Source organism: Pseudomonas sp. GW821-FHT09E12, assembly GCF_059416085.1.
In genome coordinates, this window is record NZ_JBWKOM010000003.1 from 14,158 (window position 1) to 31,289 (window position 17,132).

A 17,132-nucleotide genomic window follows, 5' to 3' on the forward strand; every position below is an offset into this window, starting at 1 on the left:
CGCTCTCTGGCGCCGATCTTAAGCAGGCGATGCAGGCATGAAGAATAGGAAGGCTCAAATCGTTACTTCATTTTTTTCTAAACCAATAGCCTGCTACCCATACCTGGGAACCTCGCGGCGGTTTCACCGGCTGTGCTATCGTTGCGGCATCATTGTATGAAGATCAAAGAGAATCCCTGCATGAACGTGGCTGTCTCGGCGACAGAGCGCTTTTCGGGCTGGAGGCAGATACTGCTGTCCGCCCTGGTCTGTCTGCTGAGCACTTTTGCCGTCGCGCAACCCGAGCCTGCCGCCACCAGCCTGGCAGACCAGCGCGCCAAGGCGGTGACTCAAGTGGTGCTGGGGATTCTTAGTTATGCGCGCTGGCCGGTGGAGCCGGCGCAATTGCGTCTGTGCGTGGTGGGGCCGACCGAATACACCGACGACCTGGTCAAGGGCACGACCCAGGCCACGGGCCGCACGGTTCTGGTGCGGCGCTTGCTGGCCGACAACCCGGCCATCGTCAGCGAGTGCGATGCGGTGTACATCGGCAAGCTGACCGACGACCAGCGCGCCCGCCTGTTCACTTCCCTGGTCGGTCATCCGGTATTGAGCATCAGCGAGGGCGGCGACCAGTGCACGGTCGGTAGCTTGTTCTGCCTGCGCGTCAGTGACAATCAGGTGTCATTCGAGGTCAACCTGGATTCGGTGGCCCGCAGCGGCGTGCGCATTCATCCGAGCGTGCTGCAACTCTCCCGTCGTCGACCGGCGGCGCCATGAGCTTCTTCAAATCCTCTGCTCGCCCTACATTGCGTTCGGTCATTGGCCGCGGGAATCTGATTGTCGCCCTGCTGGCCATTTCCATGGCCAGCCTGTCCCTGACATTGCTCGGGGTGCTGGCGTTGCGGGTGTATGCCGATCACAACCTGCATCTGATCGCGCGTTCGATCAATTACACGGTCGAAGCGGCGGTGGTGTTCAACGACAGCGCCGCGGCGACCGAAGCCCTGGCCCTGATTGCCTCCACCGAAGAGGTGGCCGATGCCCAGGTACTCGATGCCCGGGGGCGTGTGCTGGCCCATTGGGTGCGGCCGGAAATCGGTTTGCTGACCGATCTGGAAATGCAGATCGCCCGGGCCTTTCTCGAGAAGCCCATCACCGTGCCGATCATCCATCAGGGCCAGGAAATCGGCAGCATCGCCCTGACCGGGCACGGCGGCAGCCTGCTGCGCTTCCTGCTCAGTGGGCTGGTGGGGATTATCCTGTGTATCGCGGTGAGCGCCTGGGTGGCGCTGTACCTGGCGCGCCGGCAGTTGCGCGGTATTACCGGGCCGCTGCGCAGCCTGGCCGATGTGGCCCATGCCGCGCGCCGCGAGCGGGCATTCGACGTACGGGTGCCGCCGGCGGAAATTGCCGAGCTGGACAACCTGGGTAACGACTTCAATGCCCTGCTCGATGAGCTGGAAGCCTGGCAAACCCACTTGCAGAGTGAAAACGAAACCCTGGCCCACCAGGCCAGCCATGACAGCTTGACCGGGTTGCCGAACCGGGCGTTTTTCGAGGGCCGGCTGATCCGCGCGCTGCGCAGCGCCAGCAAGCTCAACGAACGGGTGGCGGTGCTGTTTCTCGACAGTGACCGTTTCAAGGGCATCAACGACAACTTCGGTCACGCCGCCGGCGACGCGGTGCTGATGGCAGTGGCGTCGCGGGTGCGCGCGCAGTTGCGCGAGGAAGACCTGGTGGCGCGCCTCGGGGGCGACGAGTTCGCCATTCTGCTGACCCCGCTGCACCGCATCGAGGATGCCGAGCGTATCGCCGAAAAAATCATCGCCAGCATGGAGATGCCGATTGCCTTGCCAGGCAGTACTTCGGTACTGACTTCACTCAGTATCGGTATTGCCGTCTACCCTGATCATGGCACCACCCCGGGTGCTCTGCTCAATGCCGCCGATGCGGCGATGTATCAGGCCAAGCGTGTCTCTCGAGGGGGGCAGCACACCGCGGGGTCGGAGCCCCCTGTCGTTCACGTTCAATCCAGGAGCTAATTCTTTGTTTTCACTGACTCGACCTTTCTTGCGACTTTTCATCACCGGCCTGTTGCTGGCGCTGCTTTCATTGACCGGTTGCCAGAGCGTGCCGCCCAAGGGGCTGACTCCGCAGCAAGTGGCGGTGCTCAAGCAGGAGGGCTTTGAGCTGACGGACGAGGGCTGGGCCTTCGGCCTGTCCGGCAAGGTGCTGTTCGGCAGCGACATCGATAGGTTAAATGCTGCGAGCACCGGCATCGTTGAGCATATCGGCAAGGCGTTGGTCAGCGTGCACATCGACAAGGTCCGGGTCGATGGCCACACCGATGGCTCCGGCAGGGAAAGCTACAACCAGCAACTGTCCCTGCGCCGGGCGAAAAGCGTGAGCAAGGTACTGGTAGCCACGGGCATGCGCGAAGAAAACATCCAACTGCGCGGCCTGGGCAGCAGCGAGCCGGTGGCCTCCAACAGCACGGTGGCCGGACGTACCGAAAACCGTCGCGTCTCGATTGTGGTCATCGCCGACTGATGGGCGAAGACCATCACCGGGTCTGTCTTGCCAGCAGGCCCTGATTCTTCCTTCACACTGCGGATCCCACAGCAGGGTGATCCGCTAGGTCTTCGCGATAGCAGGACCAGGCTGTGCCGAGTGGATCTTGCAGTGGTGCTGGCAGGGTGAGCTCATAGTGGTGATGCTTGGAGTTCTTAAGGATCAGCAGGGTCCGTAGTGCACTTCTTCAAGCGATCCGTATCCGTGCCGCTCTCTGGGCTGGTATCAATATTGCCATTTAGGTCGAGGTAAATATCCGTTCTTCGCCATTTAGGGGTGATATTGACGCAATGATTACGGCCCGTATCACTCCACCAATAGAACTCCATGAAGAACCCTGCATCTGGAAAAATGTGACCAAAATCAGATGTCGCCTCGCCTGGAAATAGGCCCCCGCGTCCACTCCGATAAATTCGGTGTTCGGTATTCCAGGTCATAGAAAGCTTCTCTTTTCCCTCCTTGGAGTAGTGAACCGTGACCACTGGGGTCGCTACCCTCCAAAACACAAAGGGGAACAGCAGTAGCAGAAAGAGAATGCCCAAAATGTACCTGTATTTAATGGGCCTTACATTTGTGGACACGGATACCTTCCCCCCATTCCTTCGGTTGTACTGCAAGAACTTCGTCCATGATCATCTTTGCCGTTATGCCTCCGTTGGGGCGTTGTCGATAGAGTTTCACGCCGATACTAATGGATATTCGGTCAGGTGCATCATCCCAGGCTCTCATGCCCTCGATATCAGCAGAGCGATGCGGACCGGGTCGTTCCCATTCTGCTTTAGGTTTTTCAAAAGTCTCTTCAACCTTCCGAGCAGCGTCCGACCCTATCTGCTCTATACCTGCGCCGTCCAAGAGGACGCTTTCAGAGAGTCCACCAGCCAGTCCAACATAGCCATAGTGGATGTTCGACCAGATGTCATAGAAGTAGTCGTAGCCCCCTTGTTTGTTCCAAACATCCTTGAACATCGCTTGCAGCTTCGGCTTGTGGTCCCAGGGCCGGCCCTGGCCGACTCGCTCAGTCCAGATAGCAAAAGCCTTCGCTCTCTTCCCCAGCGCTAAGCTGTAGAAGTCAGGGCTTTGACCAAGACGAAGATAGAAAGGAAGTTCCTTATACTTCTTCATTTCAGCTGTTGGGCTAAAGCTGTTGAGGTCTTTCATTTGTCGCACAGACGGGCTGTTGATATTGGTATTCATCTCGCCCGCAATGTAGCTCGCCAGTTCTTCCATCTGGTCTGGGTCATTACAGACCTTTTCTTCTGGCTTCTCTTCAGGCGCCTTAGAGGCCTCATTGGGATCAACCAAGGCATTTGCAGCGCTAGCCTTCTCCATCAGCTTCGGGTCAGCCAACAAGGTTGCCATCTTTTCATCGTCCACCGAGCCATCCGGGCGAAACACGCCGAGTGCTGCGAAGTTGATGACGGCAGCCCCTGGAGCAGGCCCTATGACAAAGCCACCGAAGGTATCGCCTGATCCTGTGATGATCGTCCCGCCGTGACTGGTAGGGCTCCCTAAGTGAGCCATGGGGCGACCATTCAGGATGATCGAAGGAAACCCTGTGGTAATGACTGCGCCACAGCCGCAAGTGTCACCGACTCGGGCTGCTCCCATGAAGTTGATGTTGATGTCACCAGAAGCGGAAGCAATAGGTGTCGTACCGTGACCGGGAAGCGGGCAAACATGTTTGTCGCCCAGGCGAGCAGAAGAAAGCATTGATCGTCCTTGTGTGTTGGCGGGTCCGTGAGGCTCTTTGTCGAGCTTCGCGAACCTAACAAGTGACGATGGGCAAGGCTTTAGGACGATTCTGAACTTGGATGAAGCCCGCTCTCATTGCGATCAGCTTTCGCGATTCCGTGCAGGCTATGAGTCGGCAAACACCATCTCCCGGCTCTGCCCCATCAGCAGGCCCTGATTCTGTTCGGTCACGCTGCGGATGTAATCCCACAACAGGGTGATCCGCTTGAGCTTGCGCAGGTCCTCGCGGCAGTACATCCAGAACTGCCGGGTGATGTCTATTTCCTCCGGCAGCACTGGCAGCAGGCGCGGGTCCTGGGCGACCAGGAAGCAGGGCAGGATCGCCAGCGAGCGTCCTTGCTGGGCCGCCACGTATTGGGCGATGACGCTGGTGCTGCGCAGGTTGGCGCTGGCGCCGGGCAGCACGTTGGCCAGGTACAGCAGCTCCGAGCTGAACGCCAGGTCGTCCACGTAGCTGATGAATTGATGCTCGCTCAAGTCCGCCGGGCGGCGGATCGGTGGGTGCTGGTCGAGGTATTCCTGGGTCGCATAGAGCTGCAGGCGGTAGTCGCAGAGCTTGCAGCAGACGTAGGGGCCATGCTCCGGGCGTTCCAGGGCGATGACGATATCGGCCTCGCGCTTGGACAGGCTGATGAAGTGCGGCAGCGGCAGGATATCCACCGAGATCGCCGGGTAGGCGTCGACGAAATGGCTCAGCTGCGGGGTGATGAAAAAGCTGCCGAAACCTTCGGTACAGCCCATGCGCACATGCCCGGACAGGGCCACGCCCGAGCCCGAGACCTGTTCGCAGGCCATGTGCAGAGTGCTTTCGATCGACTCGGCATAACCCAGCAGGCGCTGGCCCTCTGCGGTCAGGACAAAGCCATTGGTCCGGGACTTTTCGAACAGCAGGGTACCTAGCGCGCCCTCCAGCGAACCGATGCGCCGCGACACCGTGGTGTAGTCCACCGCCAGGCGCTTGGCCGCGCTGCTGGCCTTGCGGGTGCGCGCCACTTCGAGGAAAAACTTCAGGTCGTCCCAGTTCAGCGAGCCGAGGGAGGTGATGTTTTTTTGCATGATGGACCGGCTTTTATGTGCGTTCTTATTAGAAGTTTGCACATCTATACTCCAAAAACAGTCCGACAACCAACTCGCGACGCACGCCTCATTTCAAGGCGGTCCCACGCCTTGGCTCCCTGCATAAGAACCTCAAGAAGTCAGGAGACCCGTATGAACGCATCCCTCAAGTCCGACGGCACTACCTTGCAGCAGGTCAAGCTGCTGATCGACGGCCAGTGGGTCGAATCCCAGACCCGCGAGTGGCACGACATCACCAACCCGGCCACCCAGCAGGTGCTGGCCAAGGTACCTTTCGCCACGGCGGATGAAGTCGACGCCGCCATCGAAGCCGCGCATCGCGCCTTCCAGACCTGGAAACTGACCCCGATCGGCGCGCGGATGCGCATCATGCTCAAGCTGCAGGCGCTGATCCGCGAACACTCCAAGCGCATTGCCCAGGTGCTCAGCGCCGAACAGGGCAAGACCATCGCCGATGCCGAAGGCGACATTTTCCGCGGCCTGGAAGTGGTCGAGCATGCCTGCTCGATCGGCAGCCTGCAGATGGGCGAGTTCGCCGAGAACGTTGCCGGTGGCGTCGATACCTACACCCTGCGCCAGCCGATCGGTGTCTGCGCCGGGATCACCCCGTTCAACTTCCCGGCGATGATTCCGCTGTGGATGTTCCCGATGGCCATCGCCTGCGGCAACACCTTCGTCCTCAAGCCTTCGGAACAAGACCCGCTGTCGACCATGCTGCTGGTGGAGCTGGCGCTGGAAGCCGGGGTTCCGCCTGGCGTGCTCAACGTGGTGCATGGCGGCAAGGACGTGGTGGACAAGCTGTGCACCCACCCACACATCAAGGCGGTGTCGTTCGTCGGCTCCACCGCGGTGGGCACCCACGTCTATGACCTGGCGGGCAAACACGGCAAGCGTGTGCAGTCGATGATGGGCGCGAAGAACCATGCCGTGGTGCTGCCCGACGCCAACCGCGAACAGGCGCTCAATGCCCTGGTCGGTGCCGGGTTCGGCGCGGCCGGCCAGCGTTGCATGGCCACCTCGGTGGTGGTCCTGGTGGGCGCGGCGAAACAATGGCTGCCGGACCTCAAGGCGCTGGCGCAGAAACTCAAGGTGAATGCCGGCAGCGAGCCGGGCACCGATGTCGGGCCGCTGATTTCCAAGCGCGCCAAGGAGCGTGTGCTGAGCCTGATCGAAAGCGGCATCAAGGAAGGCGCCAAGCTGGAGCTGGACGGCCGCGACGTCAAGGTGCCAGGTTTCGAGCAGGGCAACTTCGTCGGCCCGACCCTGTTCTCCGGGGTGACCACTGACATGCAGATCTACACCCAGGAAATCTTCGGCCCGGTGCTGGTGGTGCTGGAAGTGGACACCCTCGACCAGGCCATCGCCCTGGTCAACAGCAACCCCTTCGGCAACGGCACCGGCCTGTTCACCCAGAGCGGCGCGGCGGCCCGCAAGTTCCAGACCGAAATCGATGTCGGCCAGGTCGGGATCAACATCCCGATTCCGGTGCCTGTACCGTTCTTCAGCTTCACCGGTTCCCGTGGTTCCAAACTGGGCGATCTGGGGCCCTATGGCAAACAAGTGGTGCAGTTCTATACCCAGACCAAGACCGTCACCAGTCGCTGGTTCGACGATGACAGCGTCAACGATGGCGTGAACACCACCATCCATTTGCGTTGAGGAGTCCGCTCATGAAAATCGCATTCATCGGTCTGGGCAACATGGGCGCACCCATGGCGCGCAACCTGCTCAAGGCCGGGCATCAGTTGAACCTGTTCGACCTGAACCAGGCCGTGCTCAAGGAACTGGCCGAACTGGGTGGCAGCATCAGTACCTCGCCGCGCGCCGCCGCCGCCGCAGACAGCGAGCTGGTGATCACCATGCTGCCGGCCGCGCCCCATGTGCGCAGCGTCTGGCTGGGTGACGACGGAGTGCTGGCCGGTATCGCCCGTGGCACGCCGGCGGTGGATTGCAGCACCATCGACCCGCAGACCGCCCGCGACGTGGCCGCGGCGGCTGCCAAGCAAGGCGTGGCCGTGGCCGATGCGCCGGTATCCGGCGGTACCGGCGGCGCGGCGGCGGGCACCCTGACCTTCATGGTCGGCGCCAGCGCCGAACTGTTCGCCACCCTGCAGCCGGTGCTGGCGCAGATGGGCCGCAATATCGTGCACTGCGGTGAAGTGGGCACCGGGCAGATCGCCAAGATCTGCAACAACCTGCTGCTGGGCATTTCGATGATCGGTGTCAGCGAGGCCATGGCCCTGGGTGATGCCCTGGGGATCGACACCAAGGTGCTGGCGGGCATCATCAACAGCTCCACCGGGCGTTGCTGGAGTTCCGACACCTACAACCCCTGGCCCGGCGTGATCGAAACCGCGCCGGCCGCCCGCGGCTACACCGGCGGCTTCGGCGCCGAGCTGATGCTCAAGGACCTGGGCCTGGCCACCGAGGCCGCCCGCCAGGCGCACCAGCCCGTGGTGCTGGGCGCCGTGGCGCAGCAGCTGTACCAGGCCATGAGCCAGCGCGGGGAAGGGGGCATGGACTTCTCGGCTATCGTCAACAGCTATCGCAAGCCGACCTAGAAACAACGAAACCTGCGTCCTTCAAAGAGCGCAGGTTTCGCCAACCTCTGTGAACGCTGCAAACTTTCCGGGACTCACGTCGGGTGGGCTCCCGGTTTTTTGTTTGCGGCGTCGGAGTATCAGCCGCAGAAATAACTCGTAGGAGCAAGGCTTGCCCGCGATGCAGGCAATGCGCTGCGTCTGACATACCGCTATCGCGAGCAAGGACTAGGCGTCCCCCTACTGCTACAGAGGCAGAGTGGTGTGGCGCGGTGGATCAGGCGAACACGAAATACTTGCGCACGGTCTCGACCACTTCCCAGGTGCCTTTCATCCCCGGCTCGACCACGAAGATATCGCCGGCGCGCAGGTGGATCGGGTCCATGCCGTCCGGGGTGATCACGCAGTAGCCTTCCTGGAAATGGCAGTACTCCCATTTCACATAGTCCACGCGCCATTTGCCGGGCGTGCAGATCCAGGTGCCCATGATCTTGCTGCCGTCTTCGCTGGTGTAGGCGTTGAGGTTGACGGTGTGCGGGTCGCCTTCGAGTTTTTCCCATTTGCAGGCATCGAGCACCGGCAGCGGGTGAGTGTCGCGCAGAACGGTGATGGGGGCAGTCGCGGTCATGAGGACTCCGGGGTCTTGGCTGAGAACTGAAGTCGCACCCTATAGCGCCCGGCGCCCGGTCAGTTGTCTGTACTCGACATCGGGGTGCCCAGAAACGCAGTACCCGCCCGTGAAGTGTTGCCGCGGTTTGCATTGAAATTTCCGAGCGTGAATCAGTGATTTCCTGGCAGTTCATGCGAAAGATTCCGCGGTCGCTGGAGCATTTCGCAAGAATCTTCACGGGCATCGCTCGTATGATTCAGGTCGAAATGGCCGAGAGCAGCGCTATGAGCACAACCCCAAGCTGGTGGGACATCAGCCCGCCCCTGAGTACCGCGACCCCGACCTGGCCCGGCGATACGCCGTTCCAGGAAGAGCGGGTGTGGCAATACGGGCCCGAATGCCCGGTGAACGTCGGGCGCATCACTCTGTCGCCGCACACCGGTGCCCATGTCGACGCGCCGCTGCACTACAGCGCCGATGGCGCGCCGATCGGCGAGGTGCCGCTGGATGTCTACCTCGGCCCGTGCCGGGTCGTGCATTGCCTGGGTTGCGGCCCGCTGGTCTTGCCCCGGCACCTGGAGGGGCACCTGGACAACCTGCCCGAGCGGGTGCTGTTGCGTACCTATCGACAGGCGCCGTTGAGCACCTGGGACCCGGATTTCAGCGCCGTGGCCAAGGAGACTGTCGAACTGCTGGCCAGCCATGGTGTGCGCCTGATCGGCATCGACACCCCGTCCCTCGACCCGCAGCAATCGAAAACCATGGAGGCCCATAACGCCGTGGCCCGCCATGGCCTGGCGATTCTCGAAGGCATCGTGCTCGACGAGGTGGCCGAAGGCGACTACGAACTGATCGCGCTCCCCCTGCGTTTCGCTCATCTGGATGCGAGTCCGGTGCGCGCCATCCTGCGGCCTTTGCCGCGATAATTCCTACAATAGTATTTACAACAACGAAGCTTCGACCCCGCGCGCCCTCGATCAAGGTCGGCGCCGGGTGATCGACCGGCCGCGACCTGACATGAGGAGCCCACGCGATGAGTCAATGTCCCTATTCGAACAACCCGCCGCCCGACAACTGGCATAATGCCGAGCTGAATTTTTCCGACTCCATGAGCTACGGCGACTACCTGGACCTGGGGCGCATCCTCAATGCCCAGCACCCCTTGTCGCCGGACCACAACGAAATGCTCTTCATCATCCAGCACCAGACTTCGGAGCTGTGGATGAAACTGATGCTGCACGAGCTCAAGGCGGCTCGCGAGCACGTGCATCAGGGGCAGCTGCCACCGGCGTTCAAGATGCTGGCGCGGGTGTCGCGGATCTTCGACCAGCTGGTGCACGCCTGGGCGGTGCTGGCGACCATGACCCCGTCCGAGTACAAGTCGATCCGCCCGTACCTGGGGCACTCGTCGGGTTTCCAGTCGTTCCAGTACCGCGAGATCGAGTTCATCCTCGGCAACAAGAGCGCGACCCTGCTGCGCCCCCATGCCCATCGGCCGGAACTGCTCAAGGAGCTGGAGCTGGCGATCGCCACGCCGTCGCTGTACGACGAAGCCATCGGCCTGATGGCCAAGGCCGGGCTGGCCATCGCCCCCGAGCGCCTGGCCCTGAACAGCCAGGCGCCGACCCAGCATGACCCGTCGGTGGAAGCCGCCTGGCGCGAGGTCTACACCGACCCGTCGCGCTACTGGGACCTGTACCAGTTGGCGGAGAAGTTTATCGACCTGGAAGACTCCTTCCGCCAGTGGCGCTTCCGCCATGTGACCACGGTGGAGCGCATCATCGGCTTCCAGCCCGGCACCGGCGGCACCGAAGGCGTCGGCTATTTGCGCAAGATGCTCGACACCGTATTGTTCCCCGAGCTGTGGCGCGTACGTTCGACGCTGTAAGCGGTGAGCCAACAAAAAGGCCCGGCATTCATCGAATGCCGGGCCTTTTTGTTTATGCCAATCCCTGTAGCCGCTGCCGCAGGCTGCGATAGGTCCGCAGGACCTCCGGCGTCCTCAAGATCGCTGCGACCGTACCGGTCGATCGCAGCCTGCGGCAGCGGCTACAGGGTCATGTGCCGCCGTTGTCAGGCCACCGCGCGAGCGCCGGACCTGGCCACCCGCAGACGGTAGAACACCCAGATCAGCGCAACCCACACCGGGATGGCGTAGACCGACACCCGTATGCCGGGAATCATCAGCATCACGCTGACGATCATCAGCATGAAAGCCAGGCACAGGTAGTTGCTGAACGGAAACCAGAAGGTCTTGAACGACGGCACTATGCCTTGCTGGCCCATGGACTTGCGGAACTTCAGGTGGGTCAGGCTGATCAGCGCCCAGTTGATCATCAGGGACGCAACGACCAGCGCCATCAGCAACTCCAGGGCTTCTTGCGGCGCCAGGTAGTTGACCACCACGCAAAGCAAGGTGATCAGCGCCGAAACGCCCAGGGCCAGCAGCGGCACGCCCTGTTTGTTCAGCTTCATCATCGCCTTGGGCGCGTCGCCCTGTTCGGCCAGGCCGTAGAGCATACGGCTGTTGCAGTACACGCCGCTGTTGTACACCGACAGCGCCGCGGTCAGGACCACGAAGTTGAGGATGTGCGCCGCGGTGTCGCTGCCGATCAGGGCAAAGATCTGCACGAACGGGCTGCCGCTGTAGGAGTCGCCGGAAGCGTTGAGGGTCTGCAGCAACTGGTCCCAGGGGTACAGCGACAGCAGCACGGTGAGGGCGCCGACGTAGAAGATCAGCACCCGGTACACCACCTGGTTGATCGCCTTGGGGATCACTTTGCGTGGCTCGCTGGCCTCGGCGGCGGTGATGCCCACCAGTTCCAGGCCGCCGAAGGAAAACATGATGAAGGCCATGGCCATCAGCAGGCCGGTGCCGCCATTGGGGAAGAATCCGCCGTGGCTCCACAGGTTGCTCACCGCCGCCTGCGGGCCGCCGCTGCCGCTGGCCAGCATGTAGCAGCCCAGGACGATCATGCCGATGATGGCCACCACCTTGATGATGGCGAACCAGAACTCGGCTTCGCCGAAGAACTTCACGTTCATCATGTTGATCAGGTTGACCAGCACGAAGAACACCGCCGCGCTGACCCAGGACGGGATTTCCGGCCACCAGAACTGCACGTACTTGCCCACGGCCGTGAGTTCGGCCATGCCCACCAGCACGTACAGCACCCAGTAATTCCAGCCGGCAAGAAAGCCGAAGTAACCGCCCCAGTATTTGTGCGCGAAGTGGCTGAAGGACCCGGCCACCGGTTCCTCGACGATCATTTCGCCGAGCTGGCGCATGATCAGGAAGGCGATGAACCCGGCTATTGCATAACCGAGGATCATCGAAGGGCCGGCGGACTTGAGCACGCCGGCGGAGCCCAGGAACAGTCCGGTGCCGATCGCCCCGCCCAGGGCAATCAGCTGAATATGGCGGTTCTTCAAGCCACGCTTGAGTTCGCCGGGTTTCAGGATTTCATCCACTAATCACGCTCTCTTCTCATTGTTATCGGATCTGTCCGTATTCGCGGCCAGATCGCGGCTGACGGCGGACGGATCAGATATTACTCTCGGTGAACTTCTCGTAATACAGCTGAACGCTCTCAAGTTGCTGATCTTGCAACCAGTTCTTGATCGACTCGACCATCGGTGGCGGTCCGCAGACGTACATGTCCACCGGAGCATCGCGCAGTTCGCTGCAATCGAAATGCTCGGCGATATAACCGCGCTTGCCCGGCCAGTCCGCCGTCGGCTCGCTGATCACCGGAGTGTAGCGAAAGCCCGGCAGTTGGCCGGCATAAGCCTCGATACGCGCGGTTTCGCACAGGTCGGCGACGTTGCGCACCCCGTAGTACAGGTGCACCGGCTGGGTGCAGCCGTCGGCGACCAGTTGCTCGAGCATGGCCAGCAGCGCCGACAGCCCGGTGCCGCCGGCCACCAGCACCAGCGGCCGGACGATATGGCGCAGGTAGAAGGCGCCCAGCGGTGCCTCCAGCTCGATGCGGTCGCCGACCTGGCAGCGTTCGCGGATGTAATTGCTCATTGCCCCGTCGGGCAGCAGGCGCAGGAGGAATTGCAGTTGCTGGCTGCCCGAGCGGTTGGCGAACGAGTAGGAGCGTTTGCTCGACGTACCGGGGACCGACAGCCGGGCGTATTGCCCCGGCAGGAAGTCCAGCGCCGCCTGCCCCTCGTCGAGCTGCAGTTGCAGGATCGCCGTGCTGTCGGAGACCTGACGTACCTCGCTAACCGTGCCGCCCAGCTGTGCAGGCCCCGCGGCGCTGCACAGGCTGGAGTCGAAGTCGAAGTAGAAGGTGGCATCGGACTGCACCCGGGTCTGGCAACTGAGCATCTTGCGCTGCTCCAGGTCGGCGCTGGAGAGCGCTTCCTCGTCCACGTAGTCTTGGCTGTAGTTGCCCGATTCGCAGCGGCCCTGGCAGGTGCCGCAGACGCCTTCGCGGCAGTCGAGGGGGATCTTGATGCCGTTGCGCAGGGCGGCGTCGAGCAGTATTTCATTGGCGTTTACAGGGAAGAACAGCGTCTTGCCGTCGGCAAAGCTGAACGCGACCTTGTGATTCATGCCCGGTCTCCGTCAGAGGTGGTAGAAATCGAGCACCGAATTGATGGTGTCGTTGAGCAGCAGCACATGCTTGCGAGTGATCAGCCAGCTGTCGCCGTGGGCCTTGAGGTTGTAGGTGGCATGGCCGAAGAACTGCTCGGCGGTGGCCAGGCGACAGAACAGCGTGTGCCAGTTCAGCCGCACTTGCAGGCTGCCATCGGCCTGCTCGGCGATCCGCAGGTTGCTGATGTTATGCAGGGTGCGCGGCATCGGAATGGTCGAGGCGGCCTTGCCGGTGCGGATACGGAACACCCGATCTTCCAGGCCCGAGCGGTTGGCGTAGTAGATCAGCGACATGCCGCGTTTGGGGTCGGTGGTGTAGACATGCTCGGAGTCCCACTGCGGCAGGTGGAACTCGCTCTGCGGGTCGAAGAGTTCGAGGTAGGCATCCCAGTCCTGGGCGTCGCACAGCTCGGACTTGCGGTAGAAAAACTGCTCGATACGGTATTGCAGTTGCGCACTCATGTTCACACCTCACGCAGTTTCAGGGATTGCCGGGCCAGCCCGTCGAGGAGGAATCTCTGCCAGTTGCGGTGCTGGTTGACGTACAGCCCTTCGTGGGTGAACTCAGTACCGGTCATGGCCGGCTGGATGCCGATGGCCTCGCTGTTGCGGGTCGGCCCGGTTTCCCAGCGGTGGCTGCCGCGGGAGATATCGCTCCAGCGTTCCAGGCGGCCCTGGAAACCGCGCTGGGCTTCGCGGAATTCCACCAGGTCGTCGGGGGTGCCCATGCCCGAGACGTTGAAGAAGTCCTCGAACTGGCGGATGCGGTTTTCCCGGTCGGCGTCGGACTCGCCCTTGACCCCGATGCACTGGCTGATGATCTCGGTCTTGTTCCAGGCCAGCGGGCGGATGATCCGCAGCTGCGAGCTGATCTGGTCGAGGAAGAACAGGCTCGGGTAGACGTTGAGGTTGCGCAGGCGGTGCATCATCCATTCGGCTTTTTCCTGGCCGTACTCCTCCACCAGCCGCGGCATGATAGTGGCGTAGCCGGAGCGCACTGCAGGGTTGGGCATGTCGCTGAACAGCACGCTGTGGCCGTTGTTGAAGGCGAACCAGCCGTCGTCGGTGTTGGCGTCGCCGGCGCCGAGCTTGCTGTAGTCGAGGGTGGCGCTGGCGCCGCCGTTCTCGCTGTTGACCTGCTGGCGGTGTTGCACCGTGGCCACGTAGTTGTAGTGCACGGTGCTCACGTGATAACCGTCGAGGCCGTTCTCGTTCTGCAGTTTCCAGTTGCCGTCGTAGGTGTAGGCGGACTTGCCGGGCAGGACTTCCAGCTCACCGGTGGGCGACTGGGCGACCATCATGTCGAAGAACACCTTGGCGTCGCCGAGGAAGTCCTCCAGGGAGTTGTCGGCGTGGACATCGAGGCTGATGAAGACGAAGCCCTTGTAGCTGTCGATGCGGGCTTTCTTCAGGCCGCGGGTGGCCTTGTCGAAGCCTTCGGGGTATTCCCCCGGCGCCTTGACCTTCACCAGGCGCCCGTCGCTCTTGTAGCACCAGGCATGGAACGGGCAGGTGAAGGTGGACTGGTTGCCTTTGCCGACCCGGGTCAGGGTGGTGCCGCGGTGCTGGCAGGCGTTGATCAGCGCGTTGAGCCGGCCTTCGCCGTCGCGGGTGATGATCATCGGCTGGCGCCCGGCGCGCATGGTGACGAAGTCGTGGTTGTTGGCCAGCTCGCTTTCGTGGCAGGCGTAGATCCAGTTCTTCTCGAAGATCAGTTCCATCTCCAGGTCGAACAGCTCGGGCTCGGTGAACATGTCCCGGGCGATGCGGAATACGCCGTCGTCCGGACGAAAATCCAGGCAGCCGTCGATGAAGCTTTTCCATTGTTCTGTGTTTCTTGCACCACTCATGAGTGAGTACCTTTCTTGTTCAGGCCAATCGGTGCATGCATTAGAGAGAGTGCGGGGCAGGGGTGGCTATCCGCTTAGTCGGCCAAGGCCATCCACAAAATTGAACGCTCCAGGGCGCTTCTGTAGGAGCGAAGCTTGCTCGCGATAAACGATCACGCGGTGCATCTGCCAAAACGCGCCGTACCCATCGCGGGCAAGCCTCGCTCCTACGGGCGCCGGGGTAACACCTGGGGGCTGAATACCCAGGGCCTGCGCCCCAGGCGATCAACGGCTGCACCGCGATGTCGCGATGAGCTACTGTTTGGCGCAGTCTTGCGTGGGTTTTGCGCACCGGGTGGACGGGTTCTATCCACTTAGTCGGCGATTGCTATCCAGTCGGTTGGCAGTGCCGGGCGGTGGCGCAAAACTTGCTGTCGGCTGTTGCAAGCAAGCCAGTACTTCAAGCCAGACGCGCCGTCAGAGCGCGCAAAAAAAATATTGCCGTGGGTGCGCCGTGATGAATAGCAAGGCTGATTCGCAGTTTCGCGATATTCGTATCGATCGCTACGACCTCGAGGGGGCGAGAAGCTGGATGTCCGGCATTTGCGGGCCGCATCGGCTCGAGACCGCGACCCCCGAACGCATCCGCTTTCACCACAGCGCCAACGTGTTCAAGTCGCGGGCCACGACCCTGGGCACCATCGAATACGGCACCGACGTCACCATCGATATCGAAGACGCCGAGCGCTTCAGCAGCTACAGCCTGAGCCTGCCGCTGAGCGGCGATCAGGAACTGAGCAAGGACGGCCGGCTGCTGCGTTCCAACCGCGACCAGGGGGTGATCATCGCGCCCAATGAAAGCCAGATGCTGGCGATCTCCGGCGACTGCCGCAAAGTCCAGGTGGTGATTACCCGGGCGGCCATGAGCGAGGCCCTCGAAGCCTTGCTGCAACGCCCGCCGCAAGCGCCGCTGCGCTTCGAGGCGGTGATGGATGCGGTGGAGGGGGCGTCGGCGTCCTGGTGGCGCATGGCACGGTATTTTATCGCCGAGCTGGAGCGCAGCAGCGAGCTGTACGAACAGCTGGCCTTCACCCGGGACCTGGAAAGCTCCTTGATCAAGGGCCTGATCCTGGCCCAGCCGAACAACTACTCGGCGCAGCTGCGCGAGGTGCTGGAGGTCAAGTTGCCCCACTACCTGGTCCGCGCCCGCCAGTACATTCACGCCAACGCCCGCGAACCGCTGGGCCTGGAAGACCTGGAAGCCGCCGCCGGGGTTTCGCGCTTCAAGCTGTTCGAGGCCTTCAAGAAGTATTTCGCCCTGTCGCCGATGGTCTACCTGAAGAAGTACCGGCTCAACGCGGTGCGCCAGGAGATCCTCGAACACGGCTCGGCGCGGACCATTTCCGAAATCGCCCTGGGCTGGGGGTTCAGCCATCTGGGGCGGTTCTCCGCCGAATACCGCAAGCTGTTCGGCGAGTCGCCCAGCATCACCCTGCAGCGCCACGACGCGCGGCGCCTGGGTGGTTTCTAGCGGTTACTTGCGCAACACCAGGTCCAGCAGGCCGTCCTGCTCCTTGATTTTCTGCAGGACGATTTCCGAGCGGATGTCGGTGACCCCGGACGTGCGGTTCAGGTGATTGACGATGAAATCCGAGAAGTGCTTGAGGTTGCGCGCCTGGACCCGCAGCACATAGTTGCTGGCGCCGGTGACCACATAGGCGGTCACCACTTCCGGCCACTGCTGGACCTTCTTGATAAAGGTCTCGTGCCAGTCCGCCACGTCCTGGCGCAGCGACACATGAACGATGGCCTCCAGCTCGATCCCCAAACGCTCGGCATTCAGCACCGCGCGATAGCCGCTGATGATGCCTTCGCCCTCCAGCAGGCGCAGGCGACGCAGACAGGCCGAGGGCGAGAGGGCGACTTTCTCCGCCAGCTCCTGGTTGCTGATACGGCCGTCCTGTTGCAGGAAGTGCAGGATTCGCAGGTCTGTCGAGTCGAGAATCATGGTTGGCATTTATCCGCGTTTTTTTAAGTTGTAGTCGAATAATCTTCGAGACTGTGCCGCTCTCATAGCGCATTTTGCACGAAAATTCTCCAGGGCTTCGTTCATTATTTCTTCACCGCGCAGCCGCCGATGCCGCCCCTGGCATGGCGTGTGCCGC

At 62.0% G+C, this 17,132-nt stretch carries 17 protein-coding genes; 8 read left to right on the forward strand and 9 right to left on the reverse strand.

All coding sequences use genetic code 11. The features are described 5' to 3' along the window. Nucleotides 1–180: 180 nt before the first annotated feature. The 3 genes from yfiR to yfiB are packed head-to-tail and all read left to right on the forward strand — an operon-like array spanning nt 181 to nt 2,532. Nucleotides 181–759, forward strand: coding sequence for a regulatory sequestration protein YfiR (yfiR, locus tag AC07PQ_RS08590; protein WP_007922153.1), 579 nt, complete (start codon nt 181–183; stop codon nt 757–759). Beyond that, nucleotides 756–2,024, forward strand: coding sequence for a diguanylate cyclase DgcN/YfiN (gene dgcN / locus AC07PQ_RS08595; RefSeq protein ID WP_493185338.1), 1,269 nt, complete (start codon nt 756–758; stop codon nt 2,022–2,024). The genes yfiR and dgcN overlap by 4 nt, the downstream gene beginning before the upstream one ends. Nucleotides 2,025–2,028: 4 nt before the next feature. Continuing rightward, nucleotides 2,029–2,532 (forward strand): outer membrane lipoprotein YfiB, encoded by a 504-nt coding sequence (yfiB, locus tag AC07PQ_RS08600; protein ID WP_493185339.1) that lies wholly within the window; start codon nt 2,029–2,031, stop codon nt 2,530–2,532. A 176-nt stretch (nt 2,533–2,708) separates the two neighbouring features. On the opposite strand, the gene AC07PQ_RS08605 is transcribed toward yfiB, so the two are convergent. The 3 genes from AC07PQ_RS08605 to AC07PQ_RS08615 all read right to left on the reverse strand — a co-directional run bounded on the left by AC07PQ_RS08605 (nt 2,709) and on the right by AC07PQ_RS08615 (nt 5,361). Continuing rightward, complete coding sequence (locus AC07PQ_RS08605) at nt 2,709–2,990, reverse strand: hypothetical protein (RefSeq protein WP_223815824.1); 282 nt, start codon at nt 2,988–2,990, stop codon at nt 2,709–2,711. Nucleotides 2,991–3,108: 118 nt separating this feature from the next. Next, nucleotides 3,109–4,263, reverse strand: a complete 1,155-nt coding sequence (locus AC07PQ_RS08610; protein WP_493185340.1) for a polymorphic toxin type 44 domain-containing protein — start codon at nt 4,261–4,263, stop codon at nt 3,109–3,111. Between the two features lie 147 nt (nt 4,264–4,410). Further along, nucleotides 4,411–5,361, reverse strand: coding sequence for a LysR family transcriptional regulator (locus tag AC07PQ_RS08615; protein ID WP_493185341.1), 951 nt, complete (start codon nt 5,359–5,361; stop codon nt 4,411–4,413). 153 nt (nt 5,362–5,514) lie between these two features. Here AC07PQ_RS08615 and AC07PQ_RS08620 point away from each other — a divergent pair, with 153 nt between their 5' ends. Continuing rightward, the gene (locus tag AC07PQ_RS08620) at nt 5,515–7,041 is read left to right on the forward strand and encodes a CoA-acylating methylmalonate-semialdehyde dehydrogenase (RefSeq protein ID WP_007922163.1); all 1,527 of its coding nucleotides are present in this window, start codon (nt 5,515–5,517) and stop codon (nt 7,039–7,041) included. An 11-nt stretch (nt 7,042–7,052) separates the two neighbouring features. Next, nucleotides 7,053–7,943 carry a 3-hydroxyisobutyrate dehydrogenase gene (mmsB, locus tag AC07PQ_RS08625; RefSeq protein ID WP_493185342.1) on the forward strand — a complete coding sequence of 297 codons (891 nt, stop codon included), beginning with the start codon at nt 7,053–7,055 and terminating at the stop codon, nt 7,941–7,943. A gap of 256 nt (nt 7,944–8,199) precedes the next feature. Here the strand turns inward: mmsB and AC07PQ_RS08630 are convergent, their stop codons facing one another. Next, on the reverse strand, nt 8,200–8,550 hold the full coding sequence (locus AC07PQ_RS08630; protein ID WP_007922165.1) for a cupin domain-containing protein: 351 nt from the start codon (nt 8,548–8,550) through the stop codon (nt 8,200–8,202). Nucleotides 8,551–8,816: 266 nt separating this feature from the next. On the opposite strand from AC07PQ_RS08630, the gene kynB reads away from it, so the two are divergent. Together kynB and kynA are read left to right on the forward strand one after the other, a co-directional pair. Beyond that, nucleotides 8,817–9,458: an arylformamidase gene (kynB, locus tag AC07PQ_RS08635; protein ID WP_037033901.1), complete on the forward strand. Its 642-nt coding sequence runs from the start codon at nt 8,817–8,819 to the stop codon at nt 9,456–9,458. Nucleotides 9,459–9,565: 107 nt separating this feature from the next. Continuing rightward, complete coding sequence (gene kynA, locus AC07PQ_RS08640; protein WP_007922167.1) at nt 9,566–10,420, forward strand: tryptophan 2,3-dioxygenase; 855 nt, start codon at nt 9,566–9,568, stop codon at nt 10,418–10,420. Nucleotides 10,421–10,605: 185 nt separating this feature from the next. Here the strand turns inward: kynA and AC07PQ_RS08645 are convergent, their stop codons facing one another. The 4 genes from AC07PQ_RS08645 to antA form a co-directional block, all read right to left on the reverse strand. Next, nucleotides 10,606–12,003, reverse strand: a complete 1,398-nt coding sequence (locus AC07PQ_RS08645; protein ID WP_493185343.1) for an amino acid permease — start codon at nt 12,001–12,003, stop codon at nt 10,606–10,608. A gap of 73 nt (nt 12,004–12,076) precedes the next feature. Continuing rightward, on the reverse strand, nt 12,077–13,096 hold the full coding sequence (gene antC / locus AC07PQ_RS08650) for an anthranilate 1,2-dioxygenase electron transfer component AntC (protein WP_277587821.1): 1,020 nt from the start codon (nt 13,094–13,096) through the stop codon (nt 12,077–12,079). A gap of 12 nt (nt 13,097–13,108) precedes the next feature. Beyond that, entirely contained in the window at nt 13,109–13,600 is a 492-nt protein-coding gene (gene antB, locus AC07PQ_RS08655; protein ID WP_493185344.1) for an anthranilate 1,2-dioxygenase small subunit, read from the reverse strand. Nucleotides 13,601–13,602: 2 nt separating this feature from the next. Further along, nucleotides 13,603–14,988, reverse strand: a complete 1,386-nt coding sequence (antA, locus tag AC07PQ_RS08660; protein WP_007927397.1) for an anthranilate 1,2-dioxygenase large subunit — start codon at nt 14,986–14,988, stop codon at nt 13,603–13,605. A gap of 496 nt (nt 14,989–15,484) precedes the next feature. Between antA and AC07PQ_RS08665 the strand changes: the two genes are divergently transcribed. Continuing rightward, complete coding sequence (locus AC07PQ_RS08665; protein WP_007927400.1) at nt 15,485–16,498, forward strand: AraC family transcriptional regulator; 1,014 nt, start codon at nt 15,485–15,487, stop codon at nt 16,496–16,498. 3 nt (nt 16,499–16,501) lie between these two features. Here AC07PQ_RS08665 and AC07PQ_RS08670 read toward each other — a convergent pair whose 3' ends face one another. Then, entirely contained in the window at nt 16,502–16,975 is a 474-nt protein-coding gene (locus AC07PQ_RS08670) for an Lrp/AsnC family transcriptional regulator (RefSeq protein WP_007927404.1), read from the reverse strand. Nucleotides 16,976–17,132 lie beyond the last annotated feature (157 nt).